The organism is bacterium (genome assembly GCA_019912885.1).
GTDB lineage: Bacteria > Lernaellota > Lernaellaia > JACKCT01 > JACKCT01 > JAIOHV01.
In genome coordinates, this window is the sequence record JAIOHV010000153.1 from 1 (window position 1) to 23,845 (window position 23,845).

At 65.7% G+C, this 23,845-nt stretch carries 23 protein-coding genes; 1 reads left to right on the plus strand and 22 read right to left on the minus strand.

Features of this window, described 5'->3' with window-relative positions; translation table 11 throughout:
- From tsaB to K8I61_13385, 11 genes are all read right to left on the minus strand, one after another.
- A partial coding sequence (gene tsaB, locus K8I61_13335; GenBank protein MBZ0273016.1) for a tRNA (adenosine(37)-N6)-threonylcarbamoyltransferase complex dimerization subunit type 1 TsaB occupies positions 1-1,752 on the minus strand: 1,752 nt, incomplete at its 3' end.
- Between the two features lie 170 nt (positions 1,753-1,922).
- Entirely contained in the window at positions 1,923-3,614 is a 1,692-nt protein-coding gene (gene rseP / locus K8I61_13340) for an RIP metalloprotease RseP (protein MBZ0273017.1), read from the minus strand.
- 6 nt (positions 3,615-3,620) lie between these two features.
- The gene (locus tag K8I61_13345) at positions 3,621-4,778 is read right to left on the minus strand and encodes a 1-deoxy-D-xylulose-5-phosphate reductoisomerase (protein MBZ0273018.1); all 1,158 of its coding nucleotides are present in this window, start codon (positions 4,776-4,778) and stop codon (positions 3,621-3,623) included.
- A gap of 280 nt (positions 4,779-5,058) precedes the next feature.
- Positions 5,059-5,886 carry a phosphatidate cytidylyltransferase gene (locus K8I61_13350; GenBank protein MBZ0273019.1) on the minus strand — a complete coding sequence of 276 codons (828 nt, stop codon included), beginning with the start codon at positions 5,884-5,886 and terminating at the stop codon, positions 5,059-5,061.
- Positions 5,886-6,644, minus strand: a complete 759-nt coding sequence (locus K8I61_13355) for an isoprenyl transferase (protein ID MBZ0273020.1) — start codon at positions 6,642-6,644, stop codon at positions 5,886-5,888. The genes K8I61_13350 and K8I61_13355 overlap by 1 nt, the downstream gene beginning before the upstream one ends.
- Before the next feature lie 225 nt (positions 6,645-6,869).
- Entirely contained in the window at positions 6,870-7,202 is a 333-nt protein-coding gene (locus K8I61_13360; GenBank protein MBZ0273021.1) for a hypothetical protein, read from the minus strand.
- Positions 7,203-7,231: 29 nt separating this feature from the next.
- The gene (frr, locus tag K8I61_13365) at positions 7,232-7,789 is read right to left on the minus strand and encodes a ribosome recycling factor (GenBank protein ID MBZ0273022.1); all 558 of its coding nucleotides are present in this window, start codon (positions 7,787-7,789) and stop codon (positions 7,232-7,234) included.
- Positions 7,786-8,505 (minus strand): UMP kinase, encoded by a 720-nt coding sequence (gene pyrH / locus K8I61_13370; GenBank protein ID MBZ0273023.1) that lies wholly within the window; start codon positions 8,503-8,505, stop codon positions 7,786-7,788. The genes frr and pyrH overlap by 4 nt, the downstream gene beginning before the upstream one ends.
- Entirely contained in the window at positions 8,505-9,107 is a 603-nt protein-coding gene (tsf, locus tag K8I61_13375) for a translation elongation factor Ts (protein ID MBZ0273024.1), read from the minus strand. The genes pyrH and tsf overlap by 1 nt, the downstream gene beginning before the upstream one ends.
- A 208-nt stretch (positions 9,108-9,315) precedes the next feature.
- Entirely contained in the window at positions 9,316-10,182 is an 867-nt protein-coding gene (gene rpsB / locus K8I61_13380) for a 30S ribosomal protein S2 (protein MBZ0273025.1), read from the minus strand.
- A 509-nt stretch (positions 10,183-10,691) separates the two neighbouring features.
- Positions 10,692-11,624: a hypothetical protein gene (locus K8I61_13385; protein MBZ0273026.1), complete on the minus strand. Its 933-nt coding sequence runs from the start codon at positions 11,622-11,624 to the stop codon at positions 10,692-10,694.
- Between the two features lie 180 nt (positions 11,625-11,804).
- On the opposite strand from K8I61_13385, the gene K8I61_13390 reads away from it, so the two are divergent.
- Positions 11,805-12,830 (plus strand): DUF933 domain-containing protein, encoded by a 1,026-nt coding sequence (locus tag K8I61_13390; GenBank protein ID MBZ0273027.1) that lies wholly within the window; start codon positions 11,805-11,807, stop codon positions 12,828-12,830.
- Here the strand turns inward: K8I61_13390 and K8I61_13395 are convergent.
- From K8I61_13395 to K8I61_13445, 11 genes are all read right to left on the minus strand, one after another.
- On the minus strand, positions 12,820-13,053 hold the full coding sequence (locus K8I61_13395; protein ID MBZ0273028.1) for a hypothetical protein: 234 nt from the start codon (positions 13,051-13,053) through the stop codon (positions 12,820-12,822). The two genes, K8I61_13390 and K8I61_13395, sit on opposite strands and share 11 nt — an antisense overlap.
- A gap of 41 nt (positions 13,054-13,094) precedes the next feature.
- Positions 13,095-13,682: a hypothetical protein gene (locus tag K8I61_13400; protein MBZ0273029.1), complete on the minus strand. Its 588-nt coding sequence runs from the start codon at positions 13,680-13,682 to the stop codon at positions 13,095-13,097.
- Positions 13,672-15,216 (minus strand): glycosyltransferase family 39 protein, encoded by a 1,545-nt coding sequence (locus tag K8I61_13405; protein ID MBZ0273030.1) that lies wholly within the window; start codon positions 15,214-15,216, stop codon positions 13,672-13,674. Before K8I61_13405 ends, K8I61_13400 begins: the two co-directional genes overlap by 11 nt.
- A 73-nt stretch (positions 15,217-15,289) precedes the next feature.
- Positions 15,290-16,141 (minus strand): sulfurtransferase, encoded by an 852-nt coding sequence (locus K8I61_13410; GenBank protein MBZ0273031.1) that lies wholly within the window; start codon positions 16,139-16,141, stop codon positions 15,290-15,292.
- Between the two features lie 182 nt (positions 16,142-16,323).
- Positions 16,324-18,228 (minus strand): TonB-dependent receptor, encoded by a 1,905-nt coding sequence (locus K8I61_13415; protein ID MBZ0273032.1) that lies wholly within the window; start codon positions 18,226-18,228, stop codon positions 16,324-16,326.
- Entirely contained in the window at positions 18,225-19,385 is a 1,161-nt protein-coding gene (locus tag K8I61_13420; protein MBZ0273033.1) for a hypothetical protein, read from the minus strand. Before K8I61_13420 ends, K8I61_13415 begins: the two co-directional genes overlap by 4 nt.
- A gap of 55 nt (positions 19,386-19,440) precedes the next feature.
- Positions 19,441-20,979, minus strand: a complete 1,539-nt coding sequence (locus K8I61_13425; protein ID MBZ0273034.1) for a hypothetical protein — start codon at positions 20,977-20,979, stop codon at positions 19,441-19,443.
- A 22-nt stretch (positions 20,980-21,001) separates the two neighbouring features.
- Entirely contained in the window at positions 21,002-22,120 is a 1,119-nt protein-coding gene (gene dnaN / locus K8I61_13430) for a DNA polymerase III subunit beta (protein MBZ0273035.1), read from the minus strand.
- Positions 22,121-22,458: 338 nt separating this feature from the next.
- Positions 22,459-22,980, minus strand: coding sequence for a hypothetical protein (locus tag K8I61_13435; protein ID MBZ0273036.1), 522 nt, complete (start codon positions 22,978-22,980; stop codon positions 22,459-22,461).
- A 50-nt stretch (positions 22,981-23,030) separates the two neighbouring features.
- Complete coding sequence (locus K8I61_13440) at positions 23,031-23,474, minus strand: hypothetical protein (protein ID MBZ0273037.1); 444 nt, start codon at positions 23,472-23,474, stop codon at positions 23,031-23,033.
- Positions 23,475-23,533: 59 nt separating this feature from the next.
- The coding region (locus tag K8I61_13445) for a hypothetical protein (protein MBZ0273038.1) at positions 23,534-23,845 on the minus strand (312 nt) is incomplete at its 5' end.

Consider the following 23,845-nt stretch of genomic DNA (forward strand, 5'->3'; position numbering starts at 1 on the left):
ATCGCCATCGTCCGATCCCGTCGCGTCGGACGTCGCGTCCGCATCCCCCCCGCCCCGCACGCCCGCCGCCAGAATCGCCAGGTCCGAATCGGCCGGGTGGCGCCGGCGCACGAACCAGACGATCGGGCCGGACACGAGATACGCTGCCGCCAGGGCGAAGAGGCTGACCTCCGGCTCTTGGAAGATGACGACGATGATCGTCACGACCGTGAACAGCACGCTGAACTTGTGCCGGCGGAAAAGGTCCACGTCCTTGAACCCGTAATACGGCAGCGTGCTGACCATCGCGAGCGAGAGCACGAGCGCAAGGCCCAGGACGCCGTCCGGCGTGATCGATTGCGCGTTGCCGTCGACGATCTCGAAAAGGCCCGTGTGCATCGAAAAAATGACCGTAAAAACGGCCGTTCCCGCCGCCGCGGGAATCGGAAGGCCCTCGAAAAATCGCTTGGCGCTTGTCGGCCGGATGTTGTAGCGCGCCAGGCGCAGCGCGCCCGCGACGACGAAAAGGAATGCCACGGTCCACCCGACGCGCGGGCGGAACGTGTGCGCGAGCGCGAAGTTGTAGAGGATGATCGCCGGCGCCACGCCGAAGCTGACGAGGTCCGCAAGCGAATCGAATTGCGCGCCGAACGCGGAGGTGGTCTTGGTCATCCGCGCGATGCGGCCGTCGAGCGAGTCGAAAATCGCCGCAAAAAAGATCGCCCAGCACGCCTTTTCCACCTCGCCGGGAGCGCCGCGGAAGGACTGCGTGATGGCGTAGAAGCCAAGCAACAGGCCCATCGACGTGACAAGATTCGGGAAAAGGTAAATCCCCCGGCGCACCGGCATCCCGTCGCGATCGGCGCGGCGGGACCTTCGCATGAGGCGCGGGCGGCGCGTCAGGCGCGGACGGCGAAATCGCGGTCTTTCTCGATCCATGCGTGCGTCAGGGTTGGGGCGGCGCGTGCGCCGCGGATGATTCGGACACGTAGATCGGACGCGGCGCGCGCGTCTGGCCCAGCCGATGCGCGCGTTCCGCGAGAATCGCCACGTGCGACGCGCGATGGTAGCACACGCCCGGTGGGGGCAACAGTCCGGTAGGCGGCAAAAGCGCCGCGATTTCCACTCGATGCCGCTCCATGCCGTCGCCGACGAGGACGGGAAGATTGAGGATTGAGGATCGAGTAAGACCCCATCCCCATCCCGGTTCGTGCCCGGGACCGTGCCCGGAATCTCAATCTTCCGCATCGCCGGCTCGTCTAGCGAACGTGGCGGCCGCTTGCTTACGCGCGCGGCCCCGTTCAACGCCATTTCGCGCACGAGCGCGGCGAGTCCCGCCACATCCACGCTCACGGTCTCCGTCAGTTCCTCGATCTCGCCCGCCTCGCCGGCGAGAAGCACCTGCGCGAACACGCGCCCGCTTCTAGTGTCCACCGTCGCCAGCACCGGTCTTTGCACCGCCAGCCACGGATACGCGACCGCGTGCAGTGTCGGTACGCCGGCGGCCGGCTTGCCCGCGCCGCGCGCCAGGCCCAGCACCGTCGCGATGCCGATGCGAAGTCCGGTGAACGACCCCGGTCCCTCCGCGGCAGCGAACAGGTCGATATCGGCAAGCGTCACGCCCGCGGACGCCGTGGCCCACTCGATCGCGGGAAGGATGTGGCTCGTGGCGTGCGTTTCGAGACGAAGGTCGATCTCCACGACGACGCGCCCGTCGCGAACGAGCGCGACGGAGCCCTGCGTTGCGGAGGTATCGACGGCAAGAGTGAGCATGGGTGAGGTCTATCCGCGGATTACGCAGATTGCGCAGATTTCAACGGGCCTGGCGATAGACGCCGTTCCCCGGTATTTCAAGTCCGCGATTCGCGTTGCCAGATCCTTCGCTTCGCTCAGGATGACGTCGCTCTCGCGGTCTTACTCAGGATGACGTTGCTCTCGCGGTCTTACTCCAGCAGCCCGAACATCGTCCTCAAGCCCGGGAAGATTCGCGCGAAGTCGTTGAAGAACGCGGCGAACATGAGGCAGCCGATGAGGAACAGGCCAACGTTGGTCGCCACGCGCAAGCCCTTGGCCGGGATCGGCCGCCGGAAAACCGACTCCGCGGCGAAGATCGCGAGGTGCCCGCCGTCGAGCACGGGGATCGGCAGAAGGTTCAGGATGCCGAGGTTCACGCTGATGACCGCAAGGAACACAAGAAACCCGAACGCGCCCGTTTCGGCGGTTCGCCCGGCAAGATCCGCGATCATGATCGGGCCGCCGAGGCTTTTGAGCGAAACGTCGCCGGTGAACAGGTACACGAAGCTTTTCACCGTCAGGTAACTGTAGGTCGCGGTCATTTCGAGCCCGCGCGCGAAGGCCTTGAAAGGGTTCCAGTAACGCTCGTCGACGATCTCCGCGGACGCCCAGCTCTTCCACGGATAGATGCCGACGCGCCCGAAACTCACCTGCTCGCCCATGATGTCTTTTTCGATCGCCGTCTCGGGCGTGACCGAAAGCGTGATTTCCTCGCCACCGCGCAACACGGTGACCGGTAGCGCGTCGCCCGAATTGTCGCGGACCATCTTCGTGAACTGCGACCACTCCTCGATGGTCTTTCCGCCCGCCGTCACGATGCGGTCGCCCGGCAGAAAGCCCGCCTCGGCCGCCGGGCTCTTCTCCGTCGTTTCCGCGACGTAGAGATCGCCGCGTTCGATGCCGAGGTCCGCCGCCCGGGCGCCCGGCGAGGACTTGGCGAGCACGATGTCGATGGTCGTCGGACGGCGCTTGCTCTCGTCGATCGCCAGCCCGCCGCGCTCCACGCCGACGGTGACGGAGCCTTGGGATTGCGCGAACAGATGCTCGAAATCCGTAAAATAACGCACGGGCTTGCCGTTCACGGACTTGATCAGATCGCCCGTCTTCAATCCCGCGAGCGCCGCGGGGGTATCGGGCCCGCGAACGCCGGCGATCGGCAGGTAGCCGTCCGGCGAGATGCCGATGACGCCCGCGTCCACCTCGAATTGAAAAAGATTCAGCTTGTTTCCGTAGCGCGGCGTGACCGTGATGTCGCGCCGGCCGCCGTCGCGCTCGACGGAGAACACCAGAGGAACGCCGGGTTTCTTCTCGACGATCTCCGCCATGTCGTCCCAGCGCCACACCTTTTCGCCGTCGACCGCGACGACGCGATCTCCCGGACGCACGCCCGCCTCCCACGCGGCGCCGTCGTCGGACACGTTGCCGATGAGCGTCGTCGTCGTCGGGTATCCGACGAAAAACAGGCCGGAGAAGATGACGAACGCGAGGACGAAGTTCATGACCGGCCCGGCCGCGACGATCGCCGCGCGCTGCCAGGCGGGCTTGTGCGCGAACGAAATCGGCCGGTCCTCTTCGGCCACCTTGTCCGCGGAGTCGGAATCCAGATCGACCTGGCCGACCATCTTCACGTAGCCGCCCAGCGGAATCGCGCCGATTCGCCACTCCGTTCGGCCGTACTTTTTCTTCCAAAGCGGCTTGCCGAAAAACAGTGAGAACGCGTCGACGCCCACGCCGCACATCCGCGCGACGATGAAGTGTCCCCACTCGTGCACGATGATCACCGCGGAAAGAACGATGACGAAAAAGAAGGCCTTTTGGCCGAAGGCGAGTAGATATTCCATGCGTCGCTACCCGGAGCGCCGGGCGATCCATTCGGCCGCGTGGCGCCGCGCGCGGGCGTCGGCGTCCATCACGTCGTCAAGACTCGTCAGATCGCGTCCCTCGTCCTCCCTCATCGTCTCGCCGACCGCGCGCGCGATATCGCCAAAGGCGATGCGCCGGTCAAGAAACGCCGCCACGGCGATTTCGTTGGCGGCGTTCAGCACCGCGGGCGCGTCCGGCGCGCCGCGCAGAGCCTCGTAAGCCAAGTTTAGACAAGGGAACGCGGCGAAGTCCACCGGAAAGAACTCGAGCGGTGAGACCGCCGTCAGGTCGAGCCGCGGCATCACCCCCGGCAGCCGTTCGGGATAGGAGAGCGCGTACGCGATCGGCCCGCGCATGTCCGGCACGCCGAGTTGCGCGATCACCTGCCCGTCGCGAAACTCCACCATCGAATGCACGATCGAACCGGGGTGGATGACGACGTCGATCCGCTCCGGCGGCAGGTCGAAAAGCCAGCGTGCCTCGATCACCTCGAGCCCCTTGTTCATCAGCGTCGCCGAATCGATGGTGATCTTCGGGCCCATCTTCCACGTGGGGTGCGCCAGCGCCTCCTCGGGCGTGACGTTCGCGAGCGAAGCGGCCTCCCGTCCGCGAAACGGCCCTCCGGAGGCGGTCAATACGATGCGCGCGACCTCGCCGCGGTTATGCCCGACGACGCTCTGGAAGATCGCCGAATGCTCCGAGTCGATCGGCAGGATCTCCACGCCCTTTTTCCGCGCAAGATCGAGCATGAGACGCCCGGCCATGACGAGCGTTTCCTTGTTCGCGAGCGCGACGGGGATGCCGGCCGAAAGCGCGGCCCACGTCGGCGACAGTCCCGCCGCGCCGACGATCCCGGAGACGCAAAGCTCCACGCCGTCGCTCGTCGCGACTTCGCGCAAACCGGCCTCGCCGAACACGACGCGAACGCCGTCGCCGGCGATCTCGCGTAGTCGCCGCGCGGATTCCTCATCCGCCATCGCCATGACGCGCGGCGAAAATTCCGCGGCCTGTTTCGCCGCCTCCTCGACGTTTCGCCCCGCGGCCATCGAAACGACGCGAAAGCGGTCCGGAAACGAACGCACGATGTTGAGGACGTTTTTCCCGATGGAGCCGGTGGAACCGAGAAGGGCGATGCGTTTCATGGATTAAGGATCGAGGATTGAGGATTGAGGATTGAGTCCAATCGCCATCGTCTCGCGCCCGGGCGCCGCGACGTCATAGCCGCAAACGAAGTCGCGCCGCTCCGGGCGGGGCGACGAAGTGCGTAGGTGGGTGCGCGCTCGGCCGGGCGATCGCGGCGGGTTACGACAACCTTCCGGACCCGCAGACCTCCAGACATACAGACTCTCATTCGGGAACAGGAGCGGGAGCGCGCGAAAGCACTCAATCCTCTATCCTCAATCCTCGATCCTCCCTCGGTCCTCATCCCATGCGCCCCGGGCCGACGATCTGCGCGAAGAAATACATCGCCGGCGCGGCAAAAAGGATCGCGTCGATGCGATCGAGCACGCCGCCGTGGCCCGGCATGAACACACCCGAATCCTTGACGCCGGCGCCGCGTTTCATGGTCGATTCGACAAGGTCGCCGACCGGTACGAGAAACGCGTACATCCCGCCAAGGATGAGGCCGTCGACGGGCTCCCAAACGTGGCTTGTGGCCGTGACGAACACCGCCGCGATCGTCCCGACGACCGCGCCGCCGAAAAGACCTTCCCACGTTTTTCCGGCGGACACGCGCGGCCAGAGCTTGTGCTTGCCGAATTTCTTGCCGACGAAAAACGCGCCCGCGTCGTTCATCCACACGATCGCGAAATGCATGATGAGAAGCTTGCTGTCGCCGAATTGCGGCTCGATGCGGCGAATGGCGACGAGCATCGCGGTGAGAAGCCCGGTGTAGATCGCGGCAAATACGATCGCGGAAGCCGTCGACCAAACACGCTCGATCTCCTTCACGGCGAACATCGAAGCGGAAAACGCGATGACGAACGCGGCGCAGATTCCGACGACGGCAAGCTCCGGAATGCCCGTCTGCGCGAGGACATAAACGAAGATGCTCGACGCGACGGCAAGCACGATCGGCACGCGCTGGTTTTCGCGGAACATCAGGCGCGAGAGCTCGAAAGATCCGATCGCCGCGCCGATCGCGAGCGCGATCAGCATGAAGATATCCGGCGGCGCGTAGCCGACGATCCACACGCCAAGCGGCATGAGCGCAAGCGCGACGATGACCTTCGTCTTGCCCGAATCCATCAGCGCGTCCCCGAGGCGAGCTGATCGCTCGTCGCGCCGAAGCGGCGTTCGCGGGCCGCGTAGTCCAGGATCGCGCGATGCAGATGCTCGCGCCGGAAATCGGGCCAGAGGACGTCGGTCACGTGGATCTCCGCGTAGGCGATCTGCCAGAGCAGATAATTGGAAACGCGCATCTCGCCGCTCGTGCGGATGAGCAGGTCGGGATCGGGCATGTCCGCGGTCATCAGCTCGCGCGCGAACCCGGCCTCGTCGATCGCGCCGGGCTCGATCGCGCCGGCCTTCGCGCGGGCGGCGAGCCTTCGCGCGGCCTCGACGATCTCGTCGCGCCCGCCGTAGGACAGCGCGATGGTGAGCACCATGCCCTGGCCGGACGCGGTCTCGCGAATGGTGTATTCGATCGCCGCTCGCACGTCGCGCGGAATGCGTTCGACGCGGCCGATCACGTTCAGGCGTACGCCGTTTTCCTTGAGCTCCGGCAGCTCGCGTTCGACGTAGCTTTTCAAAAGGCGCCACAGGCCCGCGATCTCGGTGACGGGGCGCTTCCAGTTTTCGAGCGAAAACGCGTAGAGCGTGAGATAACCGATGCCCGCCCTGTGGCATTCGCGCACCGTCTCTCGCACGGAGTCGATGCCGTGGCGATGGCCGAACAGGCGCCCGCGCCCGCGTTCCTTCGCCCAGCGGCCGTTGCCGTCCATGATGATGGCGATGTGCCTCGGGCACCGCTCGGGCGGCAGCTCGGCCACGGAGGTAAATGTCATGTCGCGCCTTGACGCCCGGCAGATCCGGCCGCGCGGGTAATTGCGTTCGTCGCCACGTGTGCGTCGGAAAAGTCTAGTGGAAAGACGGAGAAAGTGTCGAGAGGCAAGAGCCGAGACGAGCGACGAGTGACGAATTCCATCGCGTGTCGCTGGCCGTAGGCCCGTGCGCGGTATCAGAGCCGCGACCGCAAGGAAGCGGGTCGCATGCGCGCGCCGCCGCACCGTCTACGTCAGCCCCAGCTCTCGGCGCACGTCGTCCCAAGGGAACACGTAGTCGTCGTCAAAGCCAAATGGAGAACGATTCACAAGTCGCGTGATAATCGCCGTTGCGATTTCGCCCTTACGCTTCATGACCTCGGCCGAGTTCATGCCGAGTTCACGCGAAATACCGATCACGGTCGCGCCGATAACCAGGGACTCGTCATCCGGTGGAGTATGCACAACGACCCTGCCCCGAACTTCGGCGCCAAGACCGGAGCGCGGCTCGCCTACGTTGACGTATAAAACGTCCACGCCTTCGTCATCGTCGTAGTTTGTATGAATTTCGAGGTCGTCCACAAACCGCTCCGCTTGCCCCTCCGCGCCGCTCAGATCTCCATCACGTCCTTTTCGCGGCGGGAGGCGATGTCGTCGACTTTCTTGATGTAGTCGTCATGGACCTTCTGGACGCGCTCCTGCGCCTTGCGGGACTCGTCCTCGGGAATGTCGCCGTCCTTTTCGAGCGCCTTCAGCATGTCGTTGGCCTCGCGGCGGTGCAGGCGCACCTGGACGCGCGTATCCTCGGCCATCTTCTTGATCTGCTTCACGATGTCCTTGCGCCGATCCTCGGTCAAAGGCGGAAACGCGATGCGCACGACCTTGCCGTCGTTGGTCGGGTTCAGATCCGCGCTCTGCTTCTGGATCGCCTTTTCGATCGCGCCGACCTGCGAGGCGTCCCACGGCACGATGACGATGAGCCGCGGCTCCGGCACGCTGACCGTCGCCATCTGGTTGATGGGCGTCGCCTGCCCGTAGTAGTCCACGCGAATGCCCTCGAGCACCAGCGGGTTCGCGCGGCCGGTGCGCGTCTTGGCAAGCTCGCGGCCGAACGCCTCGATGGTCTTTTCCATCTGCGCGGTGAGGTCGTCGAAGATGTCGTCGATCATGCCTTGCTCCTGATGACGGTGCCCGGCGCCTCGCCGGTGAGCGCGCGCCGGATGTTGCCCTCCACCGTCATGTTGAACACGCCGATGGCGACGCGGTTGGTCGAGCACAACGATACCGCCGTCTGATCCATGACGGAAAGCCCGCGCGTGATGACCTCGTCGTAGGTCAATTCGTCGTAAAGCTTCGCGCCGGGATTCTTGACGGGGTCGGCGTCGTACACGCCGTCGACCTTGGTGCCCTTGTGCAGCACATCGCACGAAAGCTCGCACGCCCGCAGCGCCGCCGCCGTGTCGGTCGTGAAGTACGGCCAGCCCGTTCCGCCCGCGAGCAGCACCACGCGCCCCTTTTCCAGATGCGCGACGGCCCGCTCGCGGATGTACGTCTCGCACGCGCGCGGCATCTCGAACGCGCTCATCGCGCGCGCGGAAAGGCCCAGGCGCTTGAGCGCGTCGGCCATCGCGATCGCGTTCATGACCGTGGCGAGCATGCCGATGGTATCGGCCAGGCCGCGATCCATCCCGCGCGCGCTCGCCTCGAATCCCCGGAAGACATTGCCGCCGCCGATGACGAGGGCAACCTGAACGCCCGTCTCCATCGCGTCCCGGATTTCGCCCGCCACGCGGGTAAGCGTGCCGGCATCCAGTCCATAGGACGCGGGGCCCATCAGCGCCTCGCCGGAAAGTTTCAGCAGGACGCGGCTGGGCGCGGCGGTCATCAGCGGATCTCCTCTCCAACCTGGAAGCGGACAAATCGGCGGATCTCGATCTTCTCGCCGATCTTCGTGAGCATGTCGGCCAGCAGATCGTTGATGCGTTTGTCGGGGTCCTTCACGAACGCCTGCTCCACGAGGCAGTTGTCCTCGTAGTATTTGCGCAGCTTTCCTTCCGCGATCTTGTCGAGCACGTTTTCCGGCTTGCCGGTGCCGCGCGCTTCCTCGCGGTAGATGTCCTTTTCCTTGTCCACGATCTCGGCGGGCACATCCTCCGGCCGAACCCAGCGGGGATTGGCGGCGGCGATGTGCATGGCCACATCGCGGCCGAACGCCTGGAAGTCGGCGCTTCGGGCCACGAAATCGGTCTCGCAGTTGATCTCGACCATGACGCCGATGCTGGCGCCGGTGTGGATGTAGCTGCCGATGACGCCCTGTCCCGCGACGCGGTCCGCGCGCTTCTCCGAACGCGCGATGCCCTTTTTGCGCAGCCACTCGATCGCGGCTTCGAAATCGCCGCCGGTTTCGGTGAGCGCCTTCTTGCAATCCATCATGCCGACGCCGGTCTTCTCGCGAAGCTCCTTGACGGCTGTTGCGGTAATCGTCATGTCGTATCTCCCAGGATAAGTCGCGGGCGGGGCGTTGGCCTCGCCGCCCGCGAACGGATGGTTTGTTGCCGGACCCGCTCCCCCACGGTTGCGGTTCCGATTGCGTGACAGACCCGCTCCCTTACGGTCGCGGTTCTTATCGCCTGCGTGCCCGCTCCCTCACGGTCGCGGTTCCAATCGGTTTAGGCCGCGACAGTACGGGGCGCGCCTATTCGTCGGCGCCGCCGGACTCGTCATCCGCTTCGTCCACAAGGCGGTGACGCACCTGCACGTCCACGCCGGCGACCGGTTGTTCCTCGATCACGTCCTCCACGCGGCGCGTGCTGATCGGCCGCATGAAGACGGCCGGCTCATCGCCGCCGGCGGCCGACGGCTCCTGACGCACGCGCTTTTCGAAGACCTGCAGGCCCTCGAGCACCGCGTCGGCGATCGCCGAGGAAAACAGCGAGATCGAGCGGATCGCGTCGTCGTTGCCCGGCACCACGTAATCGATGCCGTCGGGATCGCAGTTCGTATCCACGATGCCGATGATCGGGATGTCGAGCGTCTTGCCCTCGCGCGCGGCGATGTGCTCCTTGTTCGGATCGATGATGAACATGAGCTCCGGCAGGCGGCTCATGATCTTGATGCCGCCGAAGCTCTTTTCGAGCTTCTCACGCATCTTTTCGTACTGAAGGATTTCCTTCTTGGTCGCCGGACCCCACTCGTTTTTCTCGTGCATCTCGTCGAGCTTTTTCAGCTTGGCGACCGAATGCTTGACGGTCTGGAAGTTCGTCAGAAGGCCGCCGGGCCAGCGGTTGTTGACGTACGGCATGCCGCAGCGGTCGGCCTGCTTCCGGATTTCCTTTGCCGCCGCCTTTTTCGTGCCGATGAACAGCACCTGCCCACCGCGCGACGCCGTCTCGGCCGCGGCCTGAGCCGCGCGCTCGAACAATTGCACCGTGCGATCGAGATTGATGATGTGGATGCCGTTGCGGTCGTCGAAGATGTACGGGCGCATCTTCGGGTTCCAACGGCCGGTCTGGTGGCCGAAATGAACGCCGGCCTCCATCATGCTTTTGAGCGACGCAACCATTCGTAAGTCCTCCGCGGGGTTGTTCCTCCGCCGCCATCAACCCGGGGCTTTACCGCAAGCGGCACCCCAGCCACCGGTCCGGTCAGCGTGTGGTGTTTGAAGCCCCCGGCAAGACGCTCCGCCGAAGGCGGCGGTTACATACCACCGCGGGCTATCGAAGGCAAGGCGGCGGAAAGAATTGGGAATTGCGAATGCCACGGACGCCGATCCGCCGGCGCCGAAACCGCCGTCAGGGCCGCAAACGCAGCGAAGCGGAGTGCGCGGTCGGCCCCGCCCCGGCGAAACCCGGCTATGTCAGGGCCGCAAACGAAGCCGCCGCAGGCGGCGGAGTGCGCGGTCGGCCCCGCCCCGGTAACTCGCGCGCTTTCCCGCCGGCGCCGAAACCGCCGTCAGGGCCGCAAACGCAGCGAAGCGGAGTGCGCGGTCGGCCCCGCCCCGTTCAGGCGAATCCTTCCCAATTTCGTTGCGCGCTGACAATGGACGATCGGTGCGATGACCTTCCCGCCTTCTCACGGCTTCGCCACCTCCCGCACGTGCATCGTCAGCTTGATGTTCAGCGGGACGATCGACTCCTTTTCCCCGGCCGGCTGGACGCGCGCGGTCAGTTCCATCGCGCCGGCGCGCGTATAGCGCTGTTTCGTGTCGAACGTAAAGGTCGCGCTGCCGCCGCTTTCGAGCCTCATTTTCCCTTGCAGCGCGGGTGGCAGCGGCGCGTCGGCCGCCACGCGCGAGAGAAGCTCGCCGAGCACCGACGGATTCATGCGGATCGTCGCGAGGCCGTCGGGCGCGATGCGTTCCACGACCATCAGATCCGCGGGCACGGGCTGGCCTGCGTCGAGCCTGAACCCGTCCGGGCGATACGACGCGCCCTCGCGGATACCCTCCGGCGGAATGAACGCGCGCGTGGTGAGAAGGTGCGCATTCAGAAATACGCGCTGGATCGCCGTGTCGACGATCGTCGCCTGCTCGATCGCGGAAAGCCCCGCGAGCGACCCGCCCACGTTGTCCGGCGCGGCGATGTCGAGAATCGTGCCGTCGCCCGTGAAACGGACGCCAAACGGCCTCTCGCCCAGGTCGCGCATGACGGTGAGATCCTGCGTCTCGTCGAGCTGGCGCGCGAGTTTGCTGCCGTGGATCTCCGTGACCTCGTCGCCCGTCGCGCCCGTGACGGTGTATTCGAGCACGGCGTATTCCGCGGCGATCTCGTCCGCGCGCGTATCGACGATGCGCTCCCGGTAACGCACCAGCTCCCGCCGCATGAGCGTCATACGAAACAGGTTCAGGTGCACCACGCGTTCCTGCTCGAAATAGCGCAGCGTTTCCTTTTTCGGCGACAGCGACACGCCGCCCGTGCAGCCGGAAAACGCGACCGCGGACAGGGCGGTGACGGCAATAACAATCGATCGCCGGGAATAGGAACGTATATGATGTGACGGACGCACGCGCGCTCCTTTGCGTCAAAAGCCCATGCTAGGCGGCGGCGGGCGCGCGGACAAGCAAAGATTTCACTACAGAGAACATGGAGAGCACAGAGAAATAAAAAATGCGCTCCCCTCTGTGTCCTCTGTGTTCTCTGTGGTGAAAATTTTCCCTATGCTCCGCCCGCGTTAAGGGAGGCTTCCATGGACACAACCATCATCGGGCTTGCCGGCACGGGGAAAACGACGCTGCTTTCGGCGCTCGCGGGCGTGGCCGATCCCGCCAGCGGCGTGGCGACCGTGCGCGTGGTGGACGAGCGCGTCGACGCGCTGGCGAAAATCTTCAATCCAAAAAAAACGACCTACGCGGAGATGCGCGTGCGTGAAGCGGCGTGGCCGGGCGCAGGCGAGTCCGCGCGCAAGTCCGACGTCGACCGCTACCTGCAGGCGATTCGCGGGTCGCGGCTGTTTTTACACGTGCTCGCCGCGGCGCAAACGCCGATGCTCGCCGATCCGCCCAACCCCGCGCGCGATCTGGCGAAACTCGACGGCGAGATGATCATCGCGGATCTGATCGCGATCGAGCGCCTTTTGGATCGCGCGAAAAAAGCGCCGCTCGAGGCAAACGTGAAGGCGCTGCTCGAAAGGCTTAAGGGCGAGCTCGAAAACGAGCGGCCGATCTTTTCGCTTGGCCTTGCCGACGCGGAACACGCGATGCTCTCGGGCTACGGCTTCATCACCGAGACGCCGCAGCTTGTCGTCGTCAACACCGCGGAGGACGCCGGCGAGGCTTTCGACGCCGCGCCGCTTTCCGCGCTTCTGCACGGCCGGCATGTCATGGCGATGCCGTTCCCCGTCGCGCGCGAGGTGAGCCTTCTTCCCGCCGCGGAGCAGGACGATTTCGCCAAAGAGATGGGCCTGTCCGGGCCGGCGGCGCGGCGCGTGGTGCGCGAAGCATTCCGTCAGCTCGACCTGATCAGCTTCCTCACGTCCGGCGAAGACGAGTGCCGCGCGTGGCCGATCGAACGCGGCACGCACGCCCGCGCGGCGGCCGGCACGATCCACTCGGACATCGAGCGCGGCTTCATCCGCGCGGAGGTCGTGGCGTTCGACGAGTTCATCAAGCGCGGCTCGATGAAGGCTTGCCGCGAGGACGGCATCCTGCGCCTGGAGGGCAAGGACTACGTCGTCGCCGACGGCGACATCGTGCACTTTCGGTTTAACGTGTAGGAAGAGCGCGACGCGCGGTTTCGTGCATGGCGCCGGCGACGCCGTGACGCTCGCCGTATTTGCGGTCGAGCTCGGCGTGCAGCGCATCGACATCGTCCGTGCCGGCGACTTCGAGTAGCTTGGCTTTGACGGCGGCGATTTCTTCGCGTGGATCCAAATCGCCCATTTCGCGCATGAACGCTCGAAACGCCCGTGGGCGCATCGTGCGATAAAGCGCGGCCATGGCGCGACCGGCTTCGGCGGATTCCTTAAGATACCGTTCCATCAAAGCCATTTTAGCCGACGATAGAGTTTTGGGTAGAGGTACTTGATACGATCCGGCCGAATTTTCATTTGAACAAAAATCTTCGCAACAACCTCCCGTTCCTGCGCCTCGGCTTCATACCCTCGCCGAATAACCATGAAGGCGCGCCAAAGATCGGGGTCGGTGCCGAAATAGGGTGGCCGTGCGAGAAAATCGGCAATGGCTTCCCGCAGGCCCTCCGGCGCTTTGTCCGTGTTCCCCGATGCGTCAAACCAGCCCAACGCGTAGGTTCGCGCGTGGGCGGTTTCCTCGAGATAGGTCCGAAACACCTCATCCTCGCGGCGCCACGCGTCGTCGCGATTTTTCAGGTAGATGACGATTTTCTTTTCGCGTTTGCGATAGGCGCCGGACTTTTTTTGATGGTATTCCGGCAGAAGCTCGTACCCGCCTTCGAGCGCAATCGGCCGCGCCCGGTATTTCAGCGCCAATTCCGCGACTCGCTTGGCGATCGTATCCACCCGACGCAGTTCCGGGCCGACCGCGTTTGTGCGGTAGGTCTGGCCTTTCGGCATGCCGGGCCACGGGCGTTCGCGAAATTCAGGCGGCACGCGATCCGTTGCGGCGCCGGGCGATGTCGCTGATCAAGGCCGCGGCGAGTGCGTACGCCGTCGGCTCGACGAGGAAGCGGAAGCGCATGCCTTCGCCCGCGTTGTCGAGCAGATTTCCAAGGACGATGACGTACGCGATGTTGAACGCGCAAAACGCCAACGTGGAGGCGCGGGGTGCGTTGGACCTGCGCTCGCGCCAGGCCGACCGCGCGGCGAAGATGACGACGCCCGGATAAAGAAGCACGTGCAGCCACGCGATGCCGGGAGCGCGGGGCGAATTCGCGTTCGCGTTACCGGCGCCGGCTGCCGAGGAGGCATCGCCGGTTCCGCCGGCATCGGCCGGAGCGTCCGCATCCGGCCATGAGCCCTGCGTGACGAGGTTGTACGCGCGATCGAGCGCGATCACGTGCGCGCGGTTGTCTTTCAGGAATACGTACGTCGATGGAGGACGGAACGTTGTGGCGAGGCCGTTCGCGACGGACGCCGCGTACGTGCCCGGAAATCGCGCGATGAGGCCGAACGCATCGCGCGCATACGTCTTCGACACCGCGATGTATCCGAGATTGTGGTAGTTGATCGCGTCGGTCGTCTTGCGTTCTTCGTCCAGCAGCGGCACGTCCGTCAGCGGCGGCGGCGGCAGCACGCGCGCGTAAACCGAAATCGGATTGAACGGATAGATGAGCGAAACGGGCGAAATCGCCCCCGCTTTCGCAAGCTCCAGGCGCACCTCTTTTGGCACACGCACCGTGATGGCGTTGGCCATGTTCATCCCGAGCCACGCGCTCGCCGTGAACTCGCCATACATGGCGAGGTTTTTCGCGTACCACCCGAACACGAGAAGAAACGGCAGGGACGCCGCGATCGCCATGCGTTTTTTGCGCTCGGGCGCGTGGTCGCGCGTTGCGGCGACGAGCAAGAAAATCGCCGCGAGCATCCACGGCAAGATGAAAAGGCTGCGCGTCAGCGCGATGCCCGCGCACAAGCCGGAGAACGCGAGCGCGTTTTTGGAACACCCGCGCGCGACGGCGCGGTGCAAAAACCACGCGGCGGCCACAAGCGTGAGCGCGATGGGGAGCGAATAGAAAAGGTAGTTCTCGTAGAGAACGTACGCCGGCGAAAGCGAAAAGACGAGCGCCGCCGCGAGCGCGGCGGACCGCGACGCGCCAAGCCGGCGCGCCAGGGCGAAAAGCGCGATCGCGCCGGCGAGTCCGGCGAATTTGTAAATCGACGCGAACGCGAGCGGCGCGGCACCGCCCGCGATCTTCAGCACAAGACCGAGGAAGAGATTGAACAGAGGCGGCTGCGTCACCAGATGCCAGAGACTGGAGAGCAGATCGTCGCGAAGCAGCGCCGGATCGATGTATTGCCAGTACCACGCGAGCGTGGACACGTCGAAACGCACGCCGGCGAGGAAATACGCGACGCGCGAAATAGCGAACGCCGCGGCGATGACGAGCATCGCGCGCCGGTCGGCCGCGCGCCCGGTGATCGCCGCCGCGTCCGGGACGCCGGTCGATTCTCCGTCGATTTGCATGGCCGGCGATCTATATCGCAAAAACGGCCGCGGCGTCAGGGCCGCGGCCGATCGCACCGCCGTTCGGAAATCGTTACTTGCCGGGCCAGATGGTGCCGGCCTCATTTTCGATCGGCGTGCCGACCGCGTTGCCGTATTCCGTCCAAGATCCGTCGTAGTTGATAACGTCGTAGCCGAGGATGTACTTAAGCGCGAACCACGAGTGGCTCGAGCGCTCGCCGATGCGGCAATACGTCACGACCGGTTTCGTGCCGTCGATGCCCTTGCCGCCGTAGAGCGCCTTGAGTTCCCTGGGCGATTTGAACGTGCCGTCCTCGTTGGCCGCCTGCGCCCAGGGGATGTTCTTTGCGCCGGGGATTCGTCCCGCGCGCACGGAAAGCTCCGGCACACCCGGCGGCGCGAAAATCTTGCCGGTGTATTCGTCCGGGCTGCGCACGTCGACCATTTGCGCGTTTCGTTCGCCGGTGGCGATCTCCACCATGTCCGCAAGACGCGCGCGCAACGTCAAATCGACCTTGGGCGCCTTGTAGTGCGTCGCGTCGTGATGCGGTGTTTCGGTGATGAACGGCCGGCCATCGATCTCCCACTTCTTGCGCCCGCCATCCATGAGCGCGACGTTCTCGTGCCCGTAGATCGTCGCGATCCAGGCGCCCCACGCGGCAAACCAGTTGTTGTTGTCGCCATACAGGACGAGCTTCGTGCCCGGCGTTACGCCGGCGTCGGAAAGAAGTCTTTCCCAATTCTCCCTGGATACGATGTCGCGCATCACGCGATCGCACAGCGCCGTGTGCCACGGGAAATGCACCGCGTTGCGGATATGCCCCGTGGCGTAGAGCTTCGGATCGACGCTGACTTCGGCCACGCGGACGTTCGGATCGTCGAGGTGGTCAGCAACCCATTCGGTGCTGACGAGATGTTCGGCCATGTGGCACCCCCTTCGGTGCGTTCGAAAATTCGACAAACCGCGCGGAATCGAACGCGGGATACCCGCTAGCCCTTATCGCGATCTGACCGGGTATCGGGACGACCCCCGCGCGTAGCTCACCGAGCCATTCCTACCATACCGATCGGGACGATTCCATTGAAAAATCAAGGTTGTAGGCGCGCTTACCAGGTGACGCCGACCGTGCCGTAAACCGCCCGGCCGGGTAACGGAAACCCGCGAACGTCCTGCGCAAGTTCGTTCGCGAGGTTTTTGATCTCGAGCGCGAGCGAGACGGCATCCGGGGGCGAAAGGACGAAGGCGATATTCCAGATTTCGCGTTCGGGGATGATCTTGGTGCCCGCGGCGTTGACGTAATTTGCCCCGACGTAGCGGAATTCGCCGATGACGCGCGCGGCCCCGGGGCCGACCGAAAGCGTCGCCCCCGCCAGGTGGCGCGGGCGGCCGGGGATCTGCAGGCCGGACGATACCGGATCGTCCGTGTCGTCGATCGCGTACGTCACCGTGGCGTTGGCCGCGGCGGCGATCCACGGATGCGGCGAGATCGCCAGCGCGGCCTCGCCCCCGTCCACGCGAACGCGGCCGATGTTGAACGGCTTGTAGCGAAACCCCGCGACAAGCAGATATTCGATCAGATTTTCCACGCGTTGATGAAAATACACGGCCTCGATCCGCGCCCACGAAGCCGAAACGACAAGCCCGGCGTCCGCGGACAGGGCGCGCTCCGGCGCAAGGTCCGGATTACCGGTGGCGAGGCCCTGGTTTTCGTACAGCTCGCCGAAGTTCGGCGCGCGAAACGTCCGCGCGACGTTTGCCTTCGCCTCGACGAAGTCCCACGGCGACACGACCAGGCCGACCTTGCCCGTCGGTTCAGTGGCGACGTTCTCCACCTCATCGACGCGCCCAAGCGCGACGAGGGTCAGCGCGTCGCCGAGCGGCGCGATTTCGGTTTCGACAAGTCCGTGCGCGACAAGGCGACCCTCGGAGACGACGCGATCGTCCCACGTTTCGAGGCCGGCGCCGCCCTCCACGCTGACCGTCTGCCAGCGCGGCCACGCGAACGAGAGTCGTGCGAGGCCGCGCGGCGCATGTTCGATCGAAGCCGCGTCGATCGGCACGCCGGTCTGCTCGCCGAGCGGATCCTCGAAGGCCGCCTCGCGAAAGCGGTGTTCGGCGCGCAGCGTCGCGGCGGTGTCGGGAAGCACGCCGGCAAACGTCGCCTGGGCGGCGGCGAGGTTTTGCGTCTCTCGTGATTCGGCATGCGGCGAGGGAAACGTCGGCAGGCCGGGTTCGCCGCGCTCCACCGTGTCAAAACGATTGTGCGCGCGGATCGTCGCGGCGCCGAGATTCGCATCCACCTTCGCAAGCACGCCAGCCGCGCGCGCGTCGTTGTTTTCGCGCCGACGCATGACGTCGTCCGCGTCGTCGAACTCGGTGCCGCGATTGTCGCGGTAGAAAAAATCGCCGTCGGTCTTGCGCGCGTCCGCGGCGACGAGGACGCCAACATCGCCGAAGGCGCGCGAGGCCGAGGCGCGCAGCTCCGCCGTGTCGAAGCTCCCGTACGTCGCGCGCGCCGCGTAGCGGGCGTCTTTGGTCGGTCGCCGCGTGACGATGTTGATCGCGCCGCCGATGCCGCCGGAGCCGTGGCGCGCCGCGCCGCCGCGCAGAACCTCGATGCGTTCCACCTCCGCGAGCGGAACGAGCGACAGGTCCGCCCCGCCGCCGCCCGCGGGATTCACGCGGACGCCGTCGATCATGACGACAACCTGGTCGGGGTCCGCGCCCCGGATCGACAGCGTGCGCGCGCGCAGCATGCCGCCGAGGTCCGTGACGCGCACGCCGGTCGCCGCGGCGAGCACGTCGGCCGCGTCGGCAAAGCGCCCGCGGTAAGCGTCCATGTCGATGACCTCGACAAATGACGCGGCATCGGCACTTGCCGCATCGGGCCGGCGCGCGGCGACGACGACCTCGGCGGCGGTTTCTTCGTCGGGGATGTCGCCGTCTTGCGCGAGGGCCGGCAGCGCCGCGACGATCGCCGCGAATGCCAACACGACGGCGGCGCGCATCATTCGCCCGTCACGAGCAACAGGGTATCCGGGCCGTCGGGCCCATCGAATGACGCGACGACGGCGTGACCGTCGTTCGCGTCGAGCACGAAGAGCCGGTCGGCGTTGAACTCCGCGGCGAACAAATGCCCCCGCCCGTCCGCCGCGAGCGCGGACGCGAAGCTGACTCCCGGACCGCCCGTCCCCGGCAACGCGACCGGAGCGAGAGCCTCGAAGGCGTCGAGATCCGCCGCGAGGATCGTGCCTTCCTTGCCGTTCTCGAAATACCACACCCCCCACGGCGCGCGCACGAAATCAAATGGCGCACCCGCGAGCGGAACGCGTGCGATCGACGTGAGCGACGCCGCGTCGAGCACCTCCACGCCGCCGTCACCGGTGAAGCCGCCCGCGATCGCGTCGTATTTTCCCGCGGTGCTGACGATCGCCCGTTCCCCGCCGTCGCCGCCGTCGCAATGAATCGCGATGGCGTTCTCGCCGCCGAGCGTCGCGACATCCGACACCGCACGCGCCGCCGGGTCGACGGCGACAACGACGCCCGGGCCGTCGCCGACAAACTGTGCGTCCATCGGCGCCGCGGCGATCAGCACGCGCCCGCCGCAGAATGTCGCGCCGGACGGGCGCGGCGCCTGTTGGCCGTCGCCCGACGCGACTGGCGGCAGCGGCACGGCCGCGACGATTTCACCCGTCTTGATATCCAGTGCACGCACGTCGCGCGACACGAATCCGGGCAGCCACGCGAGGCCCTCGTCGTCGAACGCGATCGCCATCGGATTCACGCCCTCGCCGACGGACAGCTCGCGATCGAGTGAGAGGTCGCCGGCGTCGTAGATGACGACGGAGTTCGACAGCGAGCACACGGCGAAGATCGCATCGCCCCGGCGCACGGTTTGCGTGATGGCCTGCCCGGTCGGCGCCGCGTCGGCCGCAAGCGAGAACGCGTCGTCCCCCGTGATCGAAAGCACCGACAGCGTTTCGGACAAGCCGCCGCCGATGACCAGGTGATACGGGTACTCCCACGCGTCGCCGCCGGTGGTGAGATTCGCGCCGTCGCCGACGGGCTGCGCTTCGAGCGGCTCGCAAGCGAGGAGGAGGATTGAGGATAGAGGATAGAGGACCGAGAGCAGAAGGCGCGTGATCGGGTGCTTTTTCCGAAGAGCCATCTCGTCACGAGAACGGCCAAGCCGCTTGCTTACGCGCGCGGCTCTGTCGTCCGCACTACTCAACACTCACGCTGTCGATCACCGCGGCCGTGTCGAACATGTCATCCGTGGTGTCGAGGACGCCGAAGACGAGCGTGATCGTTTCGCCGGGAATCACCGGCGCGCGCGCTTCGACGCCTCGATGGCTTGTCGCTGCGCCGCCACGCGGCGAGGCATCCCCGGGCGCCCAGGCCAGGTGCCCCGCGAACGCCGGTCCCGCGGCGTCGGCGCTGGCACCGATGCCGGCAATCGCCGAGGCCTCGGGCGGCACGCCGACGAAGTCGCCGCCGGTCGCCTCGTTGTCGATCGCGCGGGCGATCACGAATGACTCGCGCCCGACGATCGCGGCCGCGAACAGGTCCGTGTACGCCGTGCCCGCGAACGCCGGCCACTCCTGCGTCACGAGGTCGTAGCGGATCGCGATCGTCGTGGCGCCCGCCGGCACGAGAATCTTGCGCCATGCCAGGCACGCCGTTCGGCCATCGCCGCCGGTGGTGAGATAGGCGTAGTTGTCGCCCGCGCTATCGGGAAACAGGGCGCCGTGCCCCTCGCCGCTCGTGCCGAAACAGGGGTCGGGCGGCCCGCCGCCAACCTCGGCGAACGACCAGCCCGGCGCGCCGGATTCGAAATCGCAATCGACGCACCCTTCGTCCACGGGATCGCCGGGCGTGGCGAACATGTCGATCGCCACCGGCCCCGCGACGGGCGTACCGTCGGCGAATCGCGGCGTATCGGGCGTGTCGCACGGCGCGGGCGCGAGATCGCTTGCACATTTCGGATTCGGGTTTTCGATCGCGTCCGTCGCCGCCACGCTCGAAAATCCGAAGCACTCGCCCGCGGAAATGAATATCGCCGCGGGGCGATTCGCGCGCGTTACGGGCAGCGCGAACGCGCCGGAAAGATCGGGCTTGGCGACAAAAGGCGACCCGCGCACGATCGCCAGCGCGTCTCCCGCGCCCGGGCAGGGATCGGCAAACCCGGTGACAAACGCCTGCGGCGCGCGCGGCGCGAACGCAGCGTACCAGCCGGGCCCCTTGCCGCCGACGCCGCCGGCAAGCAGGTCCGCCGTGCGCTCATCGACCGTCATCACGAGATTCGAAAGCGAAAGCTTGTTCGCGAATACCAGCCGCGCCCCGGCTGCTTGCGGTTCGATATGCGCGATCGCGACCGGGTCGCCGGATACGCCCGACAGATCGAGCCCCTCGCCGGCGAGTGTTTTTCCGACGCGCGCGAGTTCGTCGCGCACGGAGCGGAAATCGACCTCCCACGCCTCGTCAAGCAACGCGGACTGCGCGCCGGTCAGCTTGATGGCGAAAAGAAAACGCCAGTCCGGCCCGGCGGTGACACCCACATCCCCCGCGGACAACGACCAGGGGTATCCGGTCATTTCCTCGAGAATCGCTTCCGCGCCGGCGGGCGCGGGATCCTCGGTGACCACCGGTTCGTCGTCGTCGTCGTCCCCGCCGCCGCACGAGCACGCGGGCCCGCCCATCGCGAGCGCGATGACGAACGCGAACAGCGCGGCGAGCGCGAAAACGTCGGCGGTGCGTTTCATGAATTCGATTCGCTGACTTCGGCTAGAGCCGCATCGGCATGATGACCGCGGAAAATCCCGACGACGACGGCGCGCGCACGAGCATCGGCGAAAAGGCATCGCCGAACGCGAGGCTCACGTCCTCGTCCGGCACGACGTCGAGCGCATCGAGCATGTAGCGCGCGTTGAACCCGACCTCGAGCGTTTCGCCGTCGTAGCCGACGGGCATCTCCTCGCGCGCGTCGCCGAGCGTCGGGTTGACGCACGACACGGTGAGCACGCGCTTTTCCAGATGCACGCGAACGCCGCGCCCGAGTTCCTCGGACATGACGGCCATGCGGCGCAGGGCGGCGGCGAAATCGTCACGGCCAAACGTGACGATGCGGTCGTTGTTTTTCGGCACCACGGCGTCGTAGTCCGGGAATTCGCCTTCGATGAGCCGCACGAGAAACATCGCGGAGCCCTTGCGGAACGTGGCGCTGCGATCGTCGAAACGCACGCGCAGCGGCTCGTCGTCCCACTCGATGGCTTTCTTGAGTTCCGAGACGCCCTTGCGCGGCAGGATCACGCCGCGATCAAGCGAAAGCTTCGCGTCGGTTTCGAGTTCCGTTTCCGAAAGCGCCAGACGATGCCCGTCCGTGGCGACGGCGCGCAGCACGCGCCCGCCTTCGGTGTTGGCCGTTTGCAGGAACACTCCGTTCAGATACGGCCGGGCGTCGTCGCTGCCGATCGCGTGCGTCACCTTGCCGAACATATCGCCAAGCGTCGCGGCGGGAAGCTCGAACAGGTCCTTGTCGGCAAGACCGGGCACGTCGGGATATTCATCCGCCGGAATCGCGGCGATGTGGAACTGCGCCTGCCCGGCGACGATCTCGATCCGGTCGTTTTCGACGAGCGAAAAACGCATGCGCCCGTCGGGCAACTCCTTGACGATCTCGAAGAGCTTTTTCGCGGCGACGGTGATCGCGCCCCGGGTCTTGACCTCGGCGTCGTAGCGCGCCTTCAGGCCGACCTCAAGATCGGTGGCCGTGACGACCAGGCCTTCGGCGTCGGCTTCGAGATGCACGTTGGACAGGATCGGCAGCGACGTGCGCCGCTCGATGATCGACTGGACCCGCGAGAGCCCACGAAAAAACTCTTCGCGTTCGATGCTGATTTCCATGAAGGTCCCCCTCGGACGGAACGACATGCGTTATGGCAAAACGCGCGGCTCGTGTCGAGCTTACGATGACGGAGATTTATTTAAATCAATATCGTCGCCGTCGTCGATACCTGTGAATCGTGGGGATAGCACGTTTTCGATTCCGGTGGGCGGGTCATTTGGGCATTTTGGCCTGGGGACGACGGGGTACGGCAACCTCGGGACAAGATCGGCCCAAACGGGGACAAAGTTTTTCCCCCGACTTGCGGACAGCGTTTGTCCGCGGTTAACCACAGGCTTTTCCAGCGGCAAATCGCGACAAAAACGGGAAATTTTTCCCCCGCCGGCCGATTTTTTCACTATTCGTCATCCGCGCCGCCGCCAACTTTTTTCATCAATGCCGGATCGACGAACGTCAACTGCCCGTTCCCATCCTCCGGATCGCCGGCGATTTCGAGCGAATATTTATCGACCTTCCACGCGTAAGCGCTTTCGCCGTCCATGGCCGGAGCGCCGTAGTTCTGCCGGGCCGCGGCGACCACCGCATCGAGTTTTCCGTCCGGGATCTCGTAGGTCATGAGCGCAAGGACATCGCCGACGAAAAGAAGCCGAACGCTTTCGGCGAGCTTCGTGTCGGCGACGGAATATCCCTTGGCGCCGTCGGGCGCGCCCTCGTGAATCTTGATGTCGGGGCAGGCCGCCTTGACGTCGGCGAGCGTCTTGCCCGGCGTGACCGCGGGAAAGATCGAATCGGTTTTTTCGGGCGGTTTGGGTACGTCCGAAGGCGCGCCGCCGGCCGACGGAAGCTGCGCGAAAGCGACTCCGGATACAGCGAGAAGGGCGACACCGACGATAAGGAACGGCGCGAATATTCGAATCACGACAAGACTCCTTCGCGGCAGGGTTGGGCGCGAACGATCGCGCTCCCGCTTCATGGCTCTTCGCCACCTCGCGTTTGCAGGCGTTCGGCGAAAATCCTCACCGTCTGCACGAGGCGTTCGGCGCCGGAATCGCCCGCGTAAACGCGCACCGTCCCGGAGACACGTTCACCGTCCCGGGTGTTCAATCGGCCTTCGGCGCGGGCGCGGCCTTCCTGCCCCAGGCGCACCGCTTCGGAAAACGCGATGACGCGCGAGCCGGCCGGCCGCGCGGCGGAAAAACGCGCGGTCTTGTCGGACAGATAGGAAAGCTCCACGCGAAACGCGCCGTCCCCGGCCTTTTCAATGCTCATGCGCAGATCGGTCTTGACTTCGCCATCCGCGCCGCCGACGTACGCATAGCCCACGAAACGTCCGGTCATATCGACGGCGAGCGCGGGCGCTTCGTCTTGCGCGATCGCGGCGGCGGCGACGGCGCAAAAAAGGACGACAGCCATCGCGCCCGCGCATTTGCGATTCCGATCCAAAAGCGGAAATCGCAAATCCGAAATCCCTCTCACTCGCTTTCGCCCGTCACGGTCTTCGTCACGGTTTCGGTTTGGCCATCCGGACCGACGCTGGTGGTAACGAAAGTCGTCGAAGACGAGGTCTTTGTGACGGCCTCGCCGCCGCCCGCCGCGGGGGCCTGCGTGGTTTCGACGGATTCCTTCGCCTTTTCGTCATCGTCGTCGTTGCCATCCTCGCCGTCCCCTTCTTCTTCCTTGGGCGGAACGACCGACGGCGTCACTTCCGGCGCGGGCGTCGCTTCCGAAGCCGGCGCGACGGTTGTCGTCGGAGCTTCCGTCGTCGTGGGCGCGGCGGTCGTCGT

What these genes read in the sequence shown, in the direction of transcription:
- K8I61_13395 (MBZ0273028.1), bottom strand. Translation starts at nt 13,053, where the DNA reads ATGGCCGCGCTTTATCGCACGATGCGCCCACGGGCGTTTCGAGCGTTC.
- dnaN (MBZ0273035.1), bottom strand. Translation starts at nt 22,120, where the DNA reads ATGGAAATCAGCATCGAACGCGAAGAGTTTTTTCGTGGGCTCTCGCGG.
- tsf (MBZ0273024.1), bottom strand. Translation starts at nt 9,107, where the DNA reads ATGACGATTACCGCAACAGCCGTCAAGGAGCTTCGCGAGAAGACCGGC.
- K8I61_13410 (MBZ0273031.1), bottom strand. Translation starts at nt 16,141, where the DNA reads ATGGCCGAACATCTCGTCAGCACCGAATGGGTTGCTGACCACCTCGAC.
- K8I61_13415 (MBZ0273032.1), bottom strand. Translation starts at nt 18,228, where the DNA reads ATGATGCGCGCCGCCGTCGTGTTGGCATTCGCGGCGATCGTCGCGGCG.
- K8I61_13350 (MBZ0273019.1), bottom strand. Translation starts at nt 5,886, where the DNA reads ATGGATTCGGGCAAGACGAAGGTCATCGTCGCGCTTGCGCTCATGCCG.
- rpsB (MBZ0273025.1), bottom strand. Translation starts at nt 10,182, where the DNA reads ATGGTTGCGTCGCTCAAAAGCATGATGGAGGCCGGCGTTCATTTCGGC.
- K8I61_13440 (MBZ0273037.1), bottom strand. Translation starts at nt 23,474, where the DNA reads ATGGCTGTCGTCCTTTTTTGCGCCGTCGCCGCCGCCGCGATCGCGCAA.
- pyrH (MBZ0273023.1), bottom strand. Translation starts at nt 8,505, where the DNA reads ATGACCGCCGCGCCCAGCCGCGTCCTGCTGAAACTTTCCGGCGAGGCG.
- K8I61_13420 (MBZ0273033.1), bottom strand. Translation starts at nt 19,385, where the DNA reads ATGGCTCTTCGGAAAAAGCACCCGATCACGCGCCTTCTGCTCTCGGTC.
- K8I61_13425 (MBZ0273034.1), bottom strand. Translation starts at nt 20,979, where the DNA reads ATGAAACGCACCGCCGACGTTTTCGCGCTCGCCGCGCTGTTCGCGTTC.
- rseP (MBZ0273017.1), bottom strand. Translation starts at nt 3,614, where the DNA reads ATGGAATATCTACTCGCCTTCGGCCAAAAGGCCTTCTTTTTCGTCATC.
- frr (MBZ0273022.1), bottom strand. Translation starts at nt 7,789, where the DNA reads ATGATCGACGACATCTTCGACGACCTCACCGCGCAGATGGAAAAGACC.
- K8I61_13355 (MBZ0273020.1), bottom strand. Translation starts at nt 6,644, where the DNA reads ATGACATTTACCTCCGTGGCCGAGCTGCCGCCCGAGCGGTGCCCGAGG.
- K8I61_13390 (MBZ0273027.1), top strand. Translation starts at nt 11,805, where the DNA reads ATGGACACAACCATCATCGGGCTTGCCGGCACGGGGAAAACGACGCTG.
- K8I61_13405 (MBZ0273030.1), bottom strand. Translation starts at nt 15,216, where the DNA reads ATGCAAATCGACGGAGAATCGACCGGCGTCCCGGACGCGGCGGCGATC.
- K8I61_13345 (MBZ0273018.1), bottom strand. Translation starts at nt 4,778, where the DNA reads ATGAAACGCATCGCCCTTCTCGGTTCCACCGGCTCCATCGGGAAAAAC.